Genomic DNA, 13720 nt, shown 5'->3' on the forward strand with positions numbered 1-13720 from the left:
TTGTTACGCTGGCCAGTTTGATCCGAACCTTTCATAAGGAGAGATACGATGCCCCTCAAAGTCTACCTGGCCGGCCCCGACGTGTTCCGTGTCGACGCCGATGCCTATTTTGCCTGCCTCAAGGCCGAACTTTTTGCTTTGGGTCTGGAGGGCGTCTCGCCGCTGGACGGGGAACTGTCCGCGCATGAATCGCCCGCCGCACTAGCTTACGCCATTTATCACGCGAATATCGCGCGCATCGCCGAGGCGGATGCGGTACTGGCCAACCTTGCGTGGTTTCGCGGCACCGAACCCGACTCGGGCACCGCCTTCGAGCTGGGCTTTGCCGCCGCGCTGAAAAAGCCGGTGTTCGCCTACAACGTGCCGGCGGTGCCGATGCAGCGCCGGCTGGCCGGTGAGCTGGCGCTTGTCGCCGATGGCGACACTTTGCGCGATGCGGCGGGGATGGAGGTCGAGAACTTCGGCCTGCCGCTGAACCTGATGCTCGCCGTGAGCGCGCAGTGTCACGAGACGCGCGAGGCGGCGCTCGCCGCACTCGCCGCCTTCCTGCGCCCGGCAGCGCGTTAGTGCCGACATGACAGGTTTTGTCGCAAGGGCGGGCACCCTAGCATTGGGCTTGTCACTCTTGATGGCGGGGGGCGCACAGGCCGCACTGGTCGGCCCCAGCGGTTTTACCCGCGCTGAAATCGCCGACTTCGCGCGTGAGGTGCAGGACGCGCTCGCCCACGCTGACACCCGGCGCCTGGCGCGCCTGAGCCAGTGGCCGCTCAGGGTCAACGTGGCGCAGGGCAAGGTGCGCCTGCTCGCGCGCAGCGCCTTGCGCCGCGAATTCGGCCGGGTATTCCCCCCTGCGCTGATCGCCAGGGTGCGCGCGCAGGACGCGCACGCCCTGTTCGAGAACGCCGACGGGGTGATGTTTGGCGACGGCGAATTGTGGGCGCACGGCGTATGCGAAGACCGCGCCTGCCTGCGCAGCCGTCTGCTGCTGTTTGCCGTCAACCCGCCCTCTCGGTGAAAAGGCAGGCGGCGCGTGCTGCCTGCCTCTGGCTTGGCTGCTGCCGTTCAGGCCAGCATTACCTGCGCCACCAGCAATAGCGCGCCGAATCCCAGCACGAAACCGACCATGGGCAGCACGAAGCGCACCCAGTGGTTGAAGCGCATGCCCAGCATCTGCGTGGTCGCCAGCACGAGGCCGGTCGGTGCCAGATACAGCATCGCGTACTGCCCCCAGTTGTACGCCGAGACGACGATGTAGCGCGGGACGCCGACGGTGTCGGCCAGTGGCGCCATGATAGGCATCGACAGCACGGCAAGACCCGACGAGGACGGCACCACGAAGCCCAGCAGGGTGAAGACCAGCATCTGCGCGACCGCGAACACGCTGCCGTGCATGCCTGCCACCAGGCCGGAGGCGTAGTGCAGCAGGGTGTCCGAGATCATGCCCTGATCGAGCACGATGTTGACGCCGCGGGCGAGGCCGATGATCAGCGACACCCCGACCAGTTCGGACGCGCCCTTGGTAAAGGCGTCGACCAGATCTTTCTCGGCCTCGCCCGAGATAAACATGATGATGATCGCGATGGCGAGGAAAGATGCGGCCATTTGCGGGAACCACCAGCCACCGGCCATTACCCCCCACACCATCAGCGGGAACGCCGCGACAAACAGCGCAAGGATCAGCTTGCGGCGCAGCGTCAAAGGCTCAGCCTCGGTGAGCGAGCCGCCCTCCAAAAAACGCGCGCGAAAGGCCGCGCTGTCCTCGTAGGTGTAGGAGAAGCTCGGGTCGGCCTTGACCCGTTTGCAGTACCAGTAGAGGTAGCCGATCACGGTGGCGGTGCCGACCACCAGCCCGAATACCCGCCACAGGATGCCCTCGGTAAACACGATGCCGGCCGCGTTCGAGGCGATCACCACCGAGAACGGGTTGATCGTCGAGAAGGTAGTGCCCATCGACGCGGCGAGGAAGATGGCGCCGACGCAGACAATGGAGTCGTAGCCCAGCGCGAGGAAGATCGGCACCAGTATCGGGTAGAAGGCGACTGCCTCTTCTTCCAGCCCGCAGGTGGTGCCGCCCAGCGCCATCACCGTGCATACCAGGGCGACGAACATGAATTCATTGCCCTGCGCCTTTTTGGAGAGCGCGACCAGGCCCGAGTTGAATGCGCCGGTCGAGTTGACCACGCCGATCAGTCCGCCCAGCACCAGGATGAACACGATGATGTCGACGCCCTCGATGGTGCCCTTGACCATGCTCTCGGTGACGTCGGAGAGCCCCTTGGGCGACTGCGGCAGCCGCTCGTAGGTGCCGGGGATGGCGATCGGCTTGCGGATGGTGCCGTCGACGAACTGCTTGACGTCGATGCTGACGCCCAGCCGGTCAAGTTCGGCCTGCGTGGCCGGCACTTTGTGGCTGGCGCCGGTCGGCGGCGTGACCACCAGCGTTTGCGCCGTCTTGTCGTACGAGAGCTTGGCGAAGGCACCGGCGGGTACGATCCAGGTCAGGCCGATGGCGACCAGCATAATCAGGAACAGGATGGTGAAAGCGGACGGAAAGGTCTTGAACAGCCGCCAGCGGGGGTGTGTGGCACTCATGCGAAGCTCCTTATCGAAGTCACCCGGCAAAAACCGGTAAGCAAGGTCGCGCGCGGCAGGGCGGCAGGCGTGTGCCGGCCGGCTGGTCGTGGAGGTGACCCGTGAAATCGATAGCGCTATCGCAGGGGCCACGATACGCCGATGGCGTGGCCAGACAACCCCTTTGGGGTATGCGTCATTTGATTGGCATCAAGTAATAGTAAATTGGAATAAAGTGTTTGAGTGGGTGCGCTGGATTTGATATCCGCTGATGACGCGCACCTTGAGCGATGCGGCGGTCGCCGCGCTCGCCGTCTTCCTATGCCCGGTGGCGCCTTCAATCTGTCAGGCCGGGATGGCCGGAAGGGCTCATGCCGCTACGCGCGGCCGGTTCTCACCGCGACCGCATGGGTCACATCATTGCCTTGGCTGCGAACATGACGGCCTGGTGCGCCTTGCCATTGGTCGAGGCATTTTCCTGGTGTAAAGCAGAACCCCATCATGCGGATTGATCCAATGGATTAGCTGCCGGAGTGTGATTATTCACAATAATGGAAATATGAGTTTATATGAATATACTTTGAATAAGTTTATGCTAACACTCTGGCTGCGGTTGACTCCGCTATTTTGTATCGGCTCTTTAAAGAGGAGTGCCCGTGTTCAAGACCCTGAAATCCAGGCTGGTGATACTGTGCGCCGGCCTGCTGTTGCTGTTGGCCGCAATCCTGTTTGCCATCTCGTTTACCCAGATGCGCCGCGCCTTGATCGACAGCAGCGATGCCGAGATCAGCTCGCTTGCGCGCAGCGAGGCCGCCTTGCTCGGCCAGTGGTATAGCGACGAGCTGCGCGACGCCCGCAGTGTCGAGGACGAAACGCAAGCTGCGGACCTTCCCCGTCTGATCGACCGCCAGGCACGCATCAGCGGTTTCGAGAACCTGGGCGTCGCCTACGCAGATGGCCGTTTTGTGTCCGACCACGGCAAGGTGTTGCCCTCCGGCTTCGACGCCCGCACCCGGTCTTGGTATCAGGCGGCTAAGCAAAGCGGCGAGGCAGCGCTGTCCAAACCTTACGTCGACGTTGTCAGCAAGAAGCTGGCCGTCACCCTGAGCGTGCCGTTCAAAGAAAACGGCGCCTTCGCCGGCGTGATCGCTGCCGACGTGCTGGTTGACAAGTTGTTTGCGCAACTGGCCGAGCGCAAGGTGCGCGCTGACGGCTATGTGTTCCTGCTCGACAAGGACGGCACCGTTATCTCGTTTCCGCAAGCCGAGCATGTGCAAAAGCCGGTATCCGAGCTGGCCCCCACGCTGACCGGTGAAACGCTAGCCCGCATGGCGAGCGAAGACGAGGGGCGTTCCGTCGTCGTCGATGGGCGCGAGATGGTCGTTGCCTTGCACCCGGTCGCCGGCACTGACTGGATCGCCGGTGTGGCGATGGATGAGGCGCTACTCGATACGCCGATCACCCGTTTGAGCTATCTCTTGGGCGGTTCGACCTTTGGCGTGCTGCTGGTGTTGGTGCTGGTCGGCGGCAGCGTGATCGGGGGCATGCTTTCCGGTCTGACTCGCCTGCGTGATGCGATGCGCGAAATTTCGCAGGGCGACGCCGACCTTACCCGTGCGCTGCCGGTGAAGGGCGAGGATGAAATCGCCCAGACCGCCGAGGCGTTCAATACCTTCGTCGCCGGCCTGCGCACGCTGTTCGGCAGCCTGCGCGGCGAAGCGGGTCAAGTCGCCAGCGGTGTCGCCGCGTCCAGTCATCTTGTCAGTGAAGTGGCGGCCGGCTCGCGTGCGCTATCCGATGTCTCCAGCGCCAACGCGGCGACACTGGAACAGATTACCGTCAGCATCGCGCAGATTGCCGATGGCGCACAGCAGGCCGACCAGTTGGTGTGCGATACGCGCGGAGAGATGGAAGAGAGCGCGCAGGGCATTCGCCGTCTGTGCGAGGGAATGGAAGGTACGGCTACCAGCGTGCGTGCGCTGGAGGGCATGTTGGGTGTCCTGAATACCCGCGCGCAGGAGATCTCCGGCATCACCGACGTGATCCGTGATATCGCCGATCAGACCAATCTGTTGGCACTGAACGCCGCAATCGAGGCGGCGCGCGCCGGCGAGCAGGGCCGCGGCTTCGCGGTGGTTGCCGACGAGGTGAGAAAGCTGGCCGAGCGTACCGGGCAGGCCACGCAAGAGATCGCCGGTATGGTGGAAGCGATCCGCGAGGAGACCGAGCAGGCGGTCGGCGACGTCAATCGCACCGTCGAATCGGTTGAAGGGGGCGTCCGCGTCTCGCGCGAAGCGGCCCTCCAGATCGAAGACATCCGCCGTGCGATGGGCGAAGTGGTGAGCAAGATGGGCGAGATTAGCCACTCGACCAGCGAGCAACAGGTGGCGACCACCCTGATCGCGCAGAGCACCGAGCAGATCAATGGCCAGGTGCTGGAAAACGACAGCCGACTGCAGGACGTCAGCAGTACGCTGACCGAACTGGACACCGCCGCCCGCCGCATGGGTGACGAATTTGGACGCTTCAAGCTGTAAGCCGCGTTTCTGCTTGGATCAACATGAGCCGGCCAGACGAGAGTCTGGCCGGCTTTTTGTATGCCATGGATGAGCATGCTATTGACTTGCCGGCGCCGCCGAATGGCAAGGTATTGCCTTGGAGTCACCTGACGGGGTCTCCGTTGAACCCGGTCCGTTCCCGTCAGCATCTGGATAGGGAATGGGGCTTGGGCCCTTCGTTTGCGCCGCGGCGGTGGGGCTCTATAGGAACACCCGTGGTGTCATGGCATGGGGTTTTGACTGAGTGAAAAATCGGCGCGGTGGATCGCTCGGGTGTTGGCGAAGGGAAGGGGCCGGGTGTCGTTTTTTTGCCAAGGGCAGTGCTTGATATTTTTTTAAAAATCCTTTTGTAACAATGGCTTGATATTTTCTTGATATGGCGGGGCGATAACTGATCGTGCGATGAGGACAACATTGGCATGCATGGCTAACTTGATCGACGTTTCCCACCCGGCGCCGGAAATTCCCGGTGCCGGTGGCCTCATCAGTTTCGAAAAAGTGGAATTAGGAAGAGATATATGTTCGCTGTTGCAGAAGCCTGTGTAGTAGACGAGTCGATCGAACTGTTTGCTGAAGACGACGCCCACCTTGCGCCTTGCATGGAAGAGACTGTGCAGGATGTATGGCGTGAAGAGACCACTACGCTGACTCGCATCTATCTCAACGAGATCGGGCGCAAGCCTCTTTTGACGCAGGAGGAAGAGCAGCGACTTGCCCGTCGCATGAAGGCAGGGGACGAACGGGCGCGGTGCGAGATGATCGAGCGCAACCTCAGATTGGTGGTGTCTATCGTCAAGCATTATCAGAATCGTGGCGTTGATTTCCTGGATCTGATCGAGGAGGGCAATCTTGGCCAGATGCATGCGCTGGAGAAGTTCGAGCCTGAACTGGGCTACCGCTTTTCGACCTACGCGACCTGGTGGATCCGCCAGAACGCCGAGCGTGCCCTGCTTAACCAGTCTCGCACCGTGCGCTTGCCTGTGCATGTGGGTAAGCAACTCTCCAAGGTGCAGCGCACCTTGCGGGCGCTGGAGAAGGAGGGCGGAGGCGAATTTTCGACGACTGAAGTTGCACGTCGCCTGGCATGCCCGCGCGCGGAAGTGGAAGGATTGCTTGAATTACAGGGGAGGTGTGTCTCTTTTGAGACCCCGTTGGGAAACAATACCGATCTGACCTTGGTTGATGTCCTGGCCGATGATCTGCAGCGCATGCCAGACCAGTTGCTGCATCGCCAGCAGCTGGATCAGGGATTGCAGGGCTGGTTGAGTGAGCTTACCGCCAGACAGCGTGCGGTCATCGAATTGCGGTTCGGGCTAAATGGGGATGAGCCGCTGACGCTGGAAGTGGTGGGCAAACTGCTGGGCATCGGCCGCGAGCGGGTACGCCAGACTCAGATCGAAGCGCTGGAAATCTTGCGCAAGGTCTTGTGTCGTAATGGTATCGATGCGGCCGATGCAGACTGAACGAGTGGTTCGTTCCGTCAGGCTTGTGAGCCTGCGCCTAAAAATGGCGCGCCTCCAATTGCAAGTTGGCCGTTGAGCTTGGCACGATGTAAGGCCTTGTCCGTAACGCATTTTGCCGGGGTTTCGTGTGTTTTTACGACCAAGGGGCTTGTTGCTGCAAGCCCCTTGGTCGTGCCTGTTTCCTTGTGTCGCAGTATCCGGTCCACGTTAGTGACAAGCTCAAACATGGCCGCGCAGCGGACACGAATGCCGAAATTCAAACTCCTTTTGAGGTAACTTCCAGAAGCCACCGCTTTCGCTCTTCAAGCATTAGTAAGGTGTTGATTTTTTATGGTTAAATTTATAATGAGTCGATTGATGGCGGTTCATGTAATGTTGGTGCTTAAAAAGCATGGATTATTTGTATCTCATATGTTAAAATGCTAATTTAGCGAATATTCAGTGGCTATTAATGTCGGAAGCATGCTACCGGGTGGGTGATTGGCTGTTTCTGAGCGAACAGGGGTTATTGCGCGACGAGGCACGTGCTGTCGAGGTGGTGCTGACGCCGCGTGCCGTGCAATTGCTGAGTTATCTGGTCGAGCACGCCGGTGAAGTATTGGGACGGGACGAGTTGATCGATGGTGCGTGGACGCGCGGCGAAGTAACCGACCATGCGCTGACGCAGGCTATTTTCGAATTGCGCCAGGTACTGCGTGGTGAGCGCGATAATGCGGCCTGCTATATCCAGACCGTGCCCAAGCGCGGTTATCGTCTGGTGGCACCGGTTGAGCGCTGTGAGAATAAGTTGTCCGGTGTCGCGCCACCAGCGGCGGCAGTAGCGGACCCCGGGCCTTCTGTTGTCACTGCGGCCCTTGGCGAAAGGCAGTATCCGTGGCGTCGTCCCGTGCAGCTTATTGGGCTGCTGTTTTTGGTATTGTCGTTGGCGGGCTTCTTTCTATGGCCCACATCCGCGACGGATGTGTCGATGTCGGATGTTCTCCCCAACACTCAGCGCATCGCCATTCATATTGAGCCGGCTGGCGACGAGCGCTTGACAGCCTTGCAGTATGGTCTGGGCGGTTTTGCCGCCCATATCCTGTCCATGCGCACGCCTTACGAGGTGACGCAGTTTGTGCCGTCCGGCGACGGGGCGAACTGCTGCCAGAATAGCGCGCGGGTGCTCCGGCTGAGCGTCGAGCGCGTCGGTGAGGCCGATTTCATACATGCGCGTTTCGAACACCGGCTGCGGGGGCTGTCACTGTTTGACAAGCGTTACCCCTTGCTCCCACTTCATGGTGTGATGTCCGCCCTGAGTGCAGACCTGTTGCAGGCCTTGCATTATCCGCGTCCGGCCAAGCCGTTGGCAGCGCCGCCCGCTAAAGACCCTCATAATGCTGAACTTTTCTTCCTAGCGTATTACCGGATTGCCAAGGGCGATAAGGTATCGCTGCGCATGGCGCACGCGACACTCCTGCAGATGACGAACCATCCAAGCCCCAGAACCGAGCTGCTTGCACTGCGCGGCATCGTTGAGCTCGCCTTGAGCGATCTGGATACGGGTGAGGGTGAGCGCTGGTTGAAAGCGTCGGATACGACTTTCGCTATGTTGTCCCAGCAGGAGGACACACCGTATTTTGCCTACCCGGTAGTCTTTGAAGCACGGGCGATGCATGCCTTGTATCAAGGGAGGCAAACCGAGGGTAGAGCGTTAGTTGAGCAGTCGCTGAATCTGCGTGAAATCTGGCGTGCACAGGTCGTGCGCGGCAAGCTGGCCGAGCTGGATGGCCGTCTGGATGAGGCGGCCGATGCCTATAGCCGCGCCTATCTGCTCAAGCCGGATGCCGGCACGCTCGCCTGGATTGCCCATTTGGGCTTTGAGACCAAGCTGGCCGAGCTTGCTCCGCGTCTGAGTGCCCTCGAGGCGCCGGCTATCAAACAGGCTGCTGAGGCGAAGTGAGATGAAGCTGATTCGGCGTTTGCTTGCACGCTTCAGCCGGGACAGGCAGGCGCCAGCTGTCATGGACGATGTCCAGCCCGCCATCGGGTTTCAGTTGGGGCGTTGGCGTTTTCTGGCCCGGCATGCACGGCTGCACGATCCGGTTTGCGGGCGCGAGCGGCCGCTGACCCCGCGCGCGGCCCGCTTGCTTGCCTGTCTGATTGAGCAGCCCGGCATCGTGCTTGCTCCGGCCGAATTGGCAGCGGCGTGTGGCGTCGATGGGGCAGGGCATGCGTTGACCCAGGCGGTATCCGAATTGCGTCAGGCGCTGCGCGACGGCTGTGACGACGCGCCCTGCTATATCCAGACCGTGCCCAAGCGCGGCTACCGGCTGGCGGTGCCGGTCACTGCCGTGACCGCGAGTGCGTGCCCCGCCATATGGCTGGGGGGGCGCTGGCTGTTGTTTGGTGCTTTGCTGGCAAGCTTTTGCGTAATACTGGCCATAGCGTGGCCGCTGCGCATAGTGGATGCTAAGGTGCACCGCTTGCAGGGACTGCCCAATCCCCGCCGCATTATGGTGGTGTTCGAGCCAACGAAGGACGAGAGTTTGAACGCGCGTCTGGTCGGTTTGGGCTCGCTCGCCGCATATACGATTGCCAAGTATTCCCCGTACGAGGTGGTGCAGTCGATCAGTGAGCGCAGTCGGGTGAGCATCCGTAGCGCACGCAGCCTGCAATTGCGCGTCGTGCAGGTCGGGCAGGTTCCGTATCTGCATGCGCGGTTGAGCCATCAGCTTATCGAGCAAGTTCTGCTCGACAAGCACTACCCGCTGCAGTTGCAGGCGCCTGCCATGACGGCGCTGGCCGGTGATGTGCTGCGCGCGCTGCACCAGCCGGTGCCGGAGCAGTTGCCCGGAGCGGATATCGTCGATGACTTGTACGCAAGTGAGCTGTTCTATCAGGGGTATTACCAGTTCTTCAAGGCCGATGCCACCTCGCTGCGCGAGGCGGTCAGGCTGCTGGAAGAGCTGCGCGCGCGCTATCCAACACGTCCGGAAGTGCTGGCACTGCTGGCCACGAGCATGCTGGTGCTGGGCGACTTGGCCACCGATGGCGAGCCGCCCCCCAAGCGTGCCGAAGTGGATGCCATCATGGCGGTGCTGGCAGCGCAGTCTGCATCGCCGCGTTACCAGAGTCTGCTCGTGTATGAGGCGCGCGCGCTGTACGCGCTATACCGTGGCCAGCCGCAGCAGGGGCTGGCTTTGCTTGAGGAGGTCTTGCGCAAGCGGGATAGCTGGCGCGCGCAGGTCATTCGCGGCAAGCTTGCCGAACTGGCCGGGCAGCTTGACATCGCCGCCGATGCCTATACCCGCGCCTGGCTGCTTAGGCCGAACTCCACCACACAGGTCTGGATCCGGCAAATGGCGTTCAAGAGCGACCTTGCCACTGTCGCTCCGGGCTTGGTCGATCAGCACCTGCATGATGCGGATGTCTACGTCAAGTGAATGAAAAGCGCTTAACTAGATGTTAGGTCCCGATCGAAGTCTGGACAGGTGACATGACTTACATTCCGACTGATGAAAGCGGATTGTATCTGACTGATGAGTGCGTCAATCGTGGACGCCACGGTTTGGGACGATTTCTATGCTGCGTGTTCAAATGCCCGTGCAAAAACAGCTGGAGCAACGTCGCCTAAACGGGAGTGCCGGTGCTGACGGTTGTAGAAGATTTCAATGTACTCTGTCATCTCCTCCTGCACGCGCTGCCGGGTTTCGGCGTGACTGTGGTGCACTAGTTCGTTCTTCAGTGTTCCCCAAAAACTTTCCATTGGTGCATTGTCGTAACAGTTGCCTTTGCGTGACATCGATGGCAATAGCCCAGCTTCAGCGATTTGTCGCTGATAATCGTGCGAGCAATATTGGCTTCCTCTATCCGAATGCAGAATCAGTCCGGCAGCAGGACGCTTTTGCGTGAGGGCAAGCGTCAACGCTGCGCCAACCAGCGCCTTGGACATCCGGATTCCCATCGCATCGCACACGATTTCGCTGGTAAAAACGTCTTTGATACCGGCCAGATACAGCCCGCCTTCCGCTACGCGTCACACCCTGAGCCGTTCCTCGGCATACATCTTCTTAAGGCGGCAATTCTCATCTTCCAGTTCTTTGAGCCGAGTCACGAGTGACGCATCCATACCGCCGAACTTGGCATGTCACTTGTAGACGATGGCGGAGCTGATGTCGTATTCACGACACAGCTCCGGTATAGGGCTGCCACCCTCTGCTTGTTTGAGGATGGCGATGATCTGGCTGTCTGAAAAGCGGGATGTCTTCACGCAAAATTCCCTTCAATCCTGATTGGAGAAAATGCTGTTTCAGACGGCAACTAATTTCTGGGGGGATTACCATGGGCGCCGCCCGCCTGCGGCGCAGCCCTTGCTAGAGCCGGGCAGACCCGGTCGGCCACGGCGCCGCACGCTCGAGCTGGGCGGCGAGCCTGAACAGCAGGGCTTCGGCGCCCAGGCGCGCGGTGAACAGCGAGCCGACCGGCAGGCCTCCTGCGGTCCGGTACAGCGGCACCGACATCGACGGCTGGCCGCCGATATTGGCGACGACGGTGAAGCCGGCGGCAGCGGTTGCCGCGCGCGTGTAGTCGTCCATAGGCTGCGTCAGCGCGAGCGCGCCCAGGGGCGGCGCGATCGTCGAGGTGACCGGCGAGAGGATCACGTCGAAGCCGCCGAAAAAACCTTCCATCTTGCGTGACACCTCCTCGAAATTCTGGCGGGCCCGGAACAGGTCTTCCGCGCTGAGCGACGCGGCCCACGCGAGTAGTTCGCGGGTGACGGGTTCCAGTTCTTCCTTGCCCATCGGTCGCGCGAGCTCGCGTTCGCGGTCGAGCACCGCCGTGCGCAGCGCGGTGCGGGTGACGACGCCCTGCGCGCCGAACACCAGTTGCGCGTCGACCGGAAAGACGGCAGGCTCGACATGGTGGCCCAGCGTCTCGAGCAGCCTTGCCGCGTTCTGCAGCGCGGCGCGGGTGTCGGCGTCCAGCGGCGCGCGGGTCAGGCTCTCTTCGACAAGTGCCACGCGCAGCCGGCCCGGTTGCCGGCGGGCTTCTTCCCGGTAGGGCCGCGCAAGCGGGCTGGCCCAGTACGGGCTGCCTGGCTCGTGTCCCTGGGCGATGTCGAGCATCAGCGCCGAGTCGCGCACGCTGCGGGTCAGCGCGTGGCCGACGCTGGCGCCGAACCAGCCTTCGAAGCGGCCGGGGCCCTGCGGGGTCCGGTAGCGGCTGGGCTTGAGGCCGAACAGGCCGCAGTGCGCGGCCGGGATGCGGATTGACCCGCCGCCGTCGGTCGCGTGCGCGACCGGTACGATGCCGGCGGCAACGGCCGCCGCCGCGCCGCCCGAACTGCCGCCGGCCGAGCGCGCGAGATCCCACGGGTTGCGCGTCGCGCCCCACAACTGGGATTCGGTGGTCGGGGTCAGCCCGAATTCTGGGCTCGCGCTCTTGGCGAAGCCGACCATGCCCGCCTGTTCCCAGCGCTCGATCAGCGTGCTGGTCAAGGGCGAGATACGCCCGGCGAACAGGCGGCTGCCGTTGCTGGTGACAGTGCCGGCAATATGGGTGTTCAGGTCCTTCACCAGTAGCGGCACACCGGCGAGCGCTCCGGCGGGGCTTGTGGCGGCGAGGGTGCGGGCACGCTCGTCGTGGCGCAGTACCACGGCGTTGACGGTGCCGTTCAGGGCGTCGCAGCGCGCGAGCGCGGCATCCAGCAGTTCGGACGCGCTAAAGTCGCCCCGGGTCACGCCTTCTGCCATCGCCGTCGCGTCAAGCGCGAGGTAGTCGGCCATCGACAGGCCGCCGCTGCCGGCTGCGCGGGCGGGACGGGGGAATAGGGCGGATACGCCCGCGGCGAGCGCGCCGCAGAGCACGCTGCGGCGGGTGGGGTTGTCGGCTTTGGACGGTTTCATCGAGGTTCTCCTTGTTGGGCTGTCTGCATCCAGCTTTGCAGGTTGCCCCAGCCTGGCGCGCCGGTTGCGCTGTCGCGTGCGACCACCATTGCGTCGCGGAAGGGGTTGAGCCGCGCCACGCTCGCGGGGGTGCGGCAGTCAGCGAAGTACTCGCCATCCAGATGCAGGCGGCCGCGCCACTGGCCGACGTACTGCCCGTCAAAGCCGTGGTAGAGACCGCCGCCCAGGTGAAATCCGGTGTCGGAGATCGGCTGCACGGCCAGCGTGCGCGCTGTGCCGTCGGCCATGGTGAGGTGGAAGTTGCCGCCGGCGAAGCGCTGATTGACGGGGGTGAATGCAAGTTCCGGCCGGATTGCGAGCACCGCTTCGCGCCGCCCGTCCGGGTATTCGAAGTGGCCCTGGGTCAGCGCGTGCTCGAAGCCGGGGCCGCTGTAGCGCAGCAGGTACTGGTGGAAGGCGTAACGGCTGCCGTCGGCGCGCTCAAACAAGAGCGGGTTCCAGATGGCCAGCACATCGATCGCGTCGCTGTCCATCGCCTCGGGTTCAATCTCGGTGAGCGGTGCGCCGACGCCGGGGCGGATCCCCCACGAGTGGTCGCGCGTCATCACCCAGCTATCCTGTGTGACCTCGGTGCGCATGCCCTCGACTTCGATCCAGCCTTCGGCCACACCGCTCTGGTGGTAGCGGATCTGGTCGGCGGTGCGCCGGTAGCCGCTGCGGCTGCGCCTGTCCTCGCGCGCCTCGGCAAAGCAGGGTACGGCACCGGTGAGTAGCAAATCAAATGCGACAGGCTGTACCGCGTTCGCCTGCAGCATCACCCGTACCTGGCGCAAAGGCTCGATGACCTGATAGCGGATCGGGCCCACGTTCACGCTGTCCGGGTCGGCGTCGAGCGCGCGGCTGGCGCGCACGTTCCACTGCTCTGCCTGCCGCGACACGCCGGCGTAGCCGTCGACCACGTTGCGGTTGGCGTACTTGCCGAAGCCGAAACCCACCTGCAGCGAGCCGTCGCGCGCGCCGACCATGCCGCACACCTTCTCGGCCCAGCCGGGGTCGGTGTGCAACACGGTCGCGTGCGTCTCGACGATCTGGTGGTTGAAGCCTTCGTCGGCGCCGGTCAGCGGGCCGATGGTGCCGCCTTGTTGCATGGTCTGCCTTTTCTCGGGGGGTATCGGTGCGACACTAATCCGAAGCCGGCCGGCCGGCATGGTCTTGATGGACGATGCCGACCCGCATGGCCGCC

General features: G+C 62.6%; 9 protein-coding genes and 2 pseudogenes. 6 read left to right on the forward strand and 5 right to left on the reverse strand.

Annotated features, from left to right (window positions below):
- The first annotated feature begins 48 nt into the window (after positions 1–48).
- Both M3P88_RS04740 and M3P88_RS04745 read left to right on the forward strand, forming a co-directional pair.
- On the forward strand, positions 49–567 hold the full coding sequence (locus tag M3P88_RS04740; protein WP_249614902.1) for a nucleoside 2-deoxyribosyltransferase: 519 nt from the start codon (positions 49–51) through the stop codon (positions 565–567).
- A gap of 7 nt (positions 568–574) precedes the next feature.
- The gene (locus tag M3P88_RS04745) at positions 575–1015 is read left to right on the forward strand and encodes a hypothetical protein (RefSeq protein ID WP_249614903.1); all 441 of its coding nucleotides are present in this window, start codon (positions 575–577) and stop codon (positions 1013–1015) included.
- A gap of 47 nt (positions 1016–1062) precedes the next feature.
- Here the strand turns inward: M3P88_RS04745 and M3P88_RS04750 are convergent, their stop codons facing one another.
- Positions 1063–2592 carry a YfcC family protein gene (locus tag M3P88_RS04750; RefSeq protein ID WP_249614904.1) on the reverse strand — a complete coding sequence of 510 codons (1530 nt, stop codon included), beginning with the start codon at positions 2590–2592 and terminating at the stop codon, positions 1063–1065.
- 635 nt (positions 2593–3227) lie between these two features.
- Between M3P88_RS04750 and M3P88_RS04755 the strand changes: the two genes are divergently transcribed.
- The 4 genes from M3P88_RS04755 to M3P88_RS04770 all read left to right on the forward strand — a co-directional run bounded on the left by M3P88_RS04755 (position 3228) and on the right by M3P88_RS04770 (position 10014).
- Entirely contained in the window at positions 3228–5108 is a 1881-nt protein-coding gene (locus M3P88_RS04755) for a methyl-accepting chemotaxis protein (protein ID WP_249614905.1), read from the forward strand.
- 539 nt (positions 5109–5647) lie between these two features.
- The gene (locus tag M3P88_RS04760; protein ID WP_249614906.1) at positions 5648–6592 is read left to right on the forward strand and encodes a sigma-70 family RNA polymerase sigma factor; all 945 of its coding nucleotides are present in this window, start codon (positions 5648–5650) and stop codon (positions 6590–6592) included.
- A 451-nt stretch (positions 6593–7043) separates the two neighbouring features.
- Positions 7044–8531, forward strand: coding sequence for a winged helix-turn-helix domain-containing protein (locus M3P88_RS04765; protein ID WP_249614907.1), 1488 nt, complete (start codon positions 7044–7046; stop codon positions 8529–8531).
- Between the two features lies 1 nt (position 8532).
- Positions 8533–10014 (forward strand): winged helix-turn-helix domain-containing protein, encoded by a 1482-nt coding sequence (locus tag M3P88_RS04770; protein ID WP_249614908.1) that lies wholly within the window; start codon positions 8533–8535, stop codon positions 10012–10014.
- A gap of 137 nt (positions 10015–10151) precedes the next feature.
- On the opposite strand, the pseudogene M3P88_RS16045 reads toward M3P88_RS04770, so the two are convergent.
- From M3P88_RS16045 to M3P88_RS04785, 4 genes and pseudogenes are all read right to left on the reverse strand, one after another.
- Positions 10152–10598 (reverse strand): annotated as a pseudogene (locus M3P88_RS16045) (IS3 family transposase); the annotation flags it as partial.
- 15 nt (positions 10599–10613) lie between these two features.
- A pseudogene (locus M3P88_RS16050) lies at positions 10614–10841 on the reverse strand (transposase); the annotation flags it as partial.
- A 103-nt stretch (positions 10842–10944) separates the two neighbouring features.
- Entirely contained in the window at positions 10945–12477 is a 1533-nt protein-coding gene (locus M3P88_RS04780; RefSeq protein ID WP_249614909.1) for an amidase, read from the reverse strand.
- A complete protein-coding gene (locus tag M3P88_RS04785; protein ID WP_249614910.1) occupies positions 12474–13625 on the reverse strand; it encodes an Rv3169 family protein in 1152 nt (383 codons plus the stop codon). Before M3P88_RS04785 ends, M3P88_RS04780 begins: the two co-directional genes overlap by 4 nt.
- Between the last annotated feature and the right edge of the window lie 95 nt (positions 13626–13720).

It is taken from the genome of Craterilacuibacter sp. RT1T (assembly GCF_023502145.1).
Lineage (GTDB): Bacteria > Pseudomonadota > Gammaproteobacteria > Burkholderiales > Chromobacteriaceae > Craterilacuibacter.

Bases quoted from the DNA above. Each gene is read 5' to 3' on its own strand.
- M3P88_RS04740 (WP_249614902.1), top strand. From the start codon at position 49: ATGCCCCTCAAAGTCTACCTGGCCGGCCCCGACGTGTTCCGTGTCGAC.
- M3P88_RS04745 (WP_249614903.1), top strand. From the start codon at position 575: ATGACAGGTTTTGTCGCAAGGGCGGGCACCCTAGCATTGGGCTTGTCA.
- M3P88_RS04750 (WP_249614904.1), bottom strand. From the start codon at position 2,592: ATGAGTGCCACACACCCCCGCTGGCGGCTGTTCAAGACCTTTCCGTCC.
- M3P88_RS04760 (WP_249614906.1), top strand. From the start codon at position 5,648: ATGTTCGCTGTTGCAGAAGCCTGTGTAGTAGACGAGTCGATCGAACTG.
- M3P88_RS04765 (WP_249614907.1), top strand. From the start codon at position 7,044: ATGTCGGAAGCATGCTACCGGGTGGGTGATTGGCTGTTTCTGAGCGAA.
- M3P88_RS04770 (WP_249614908.1), top strand. From the start codon at position 8,533: ATGAAGCTGATTCGGCGTTTGCTTGCACGCTTCAGCCGGGACAGGCAG.
- M3P88_RS04780 (WP_249614909.1), bottom strand. From the start codon at position 12,477: ATGAAACCGTCCAAAGCCGACAACCCCACCCGCCGCAGCGTGCTCTGC.
- M3P88_RS04785 (WP_249614910.1), bottom strand. From the start codon at position 13,625: ATGCAACAAGGCGGCACCATCGGCCCGCTGACCGGCGCCGACGAAGGC.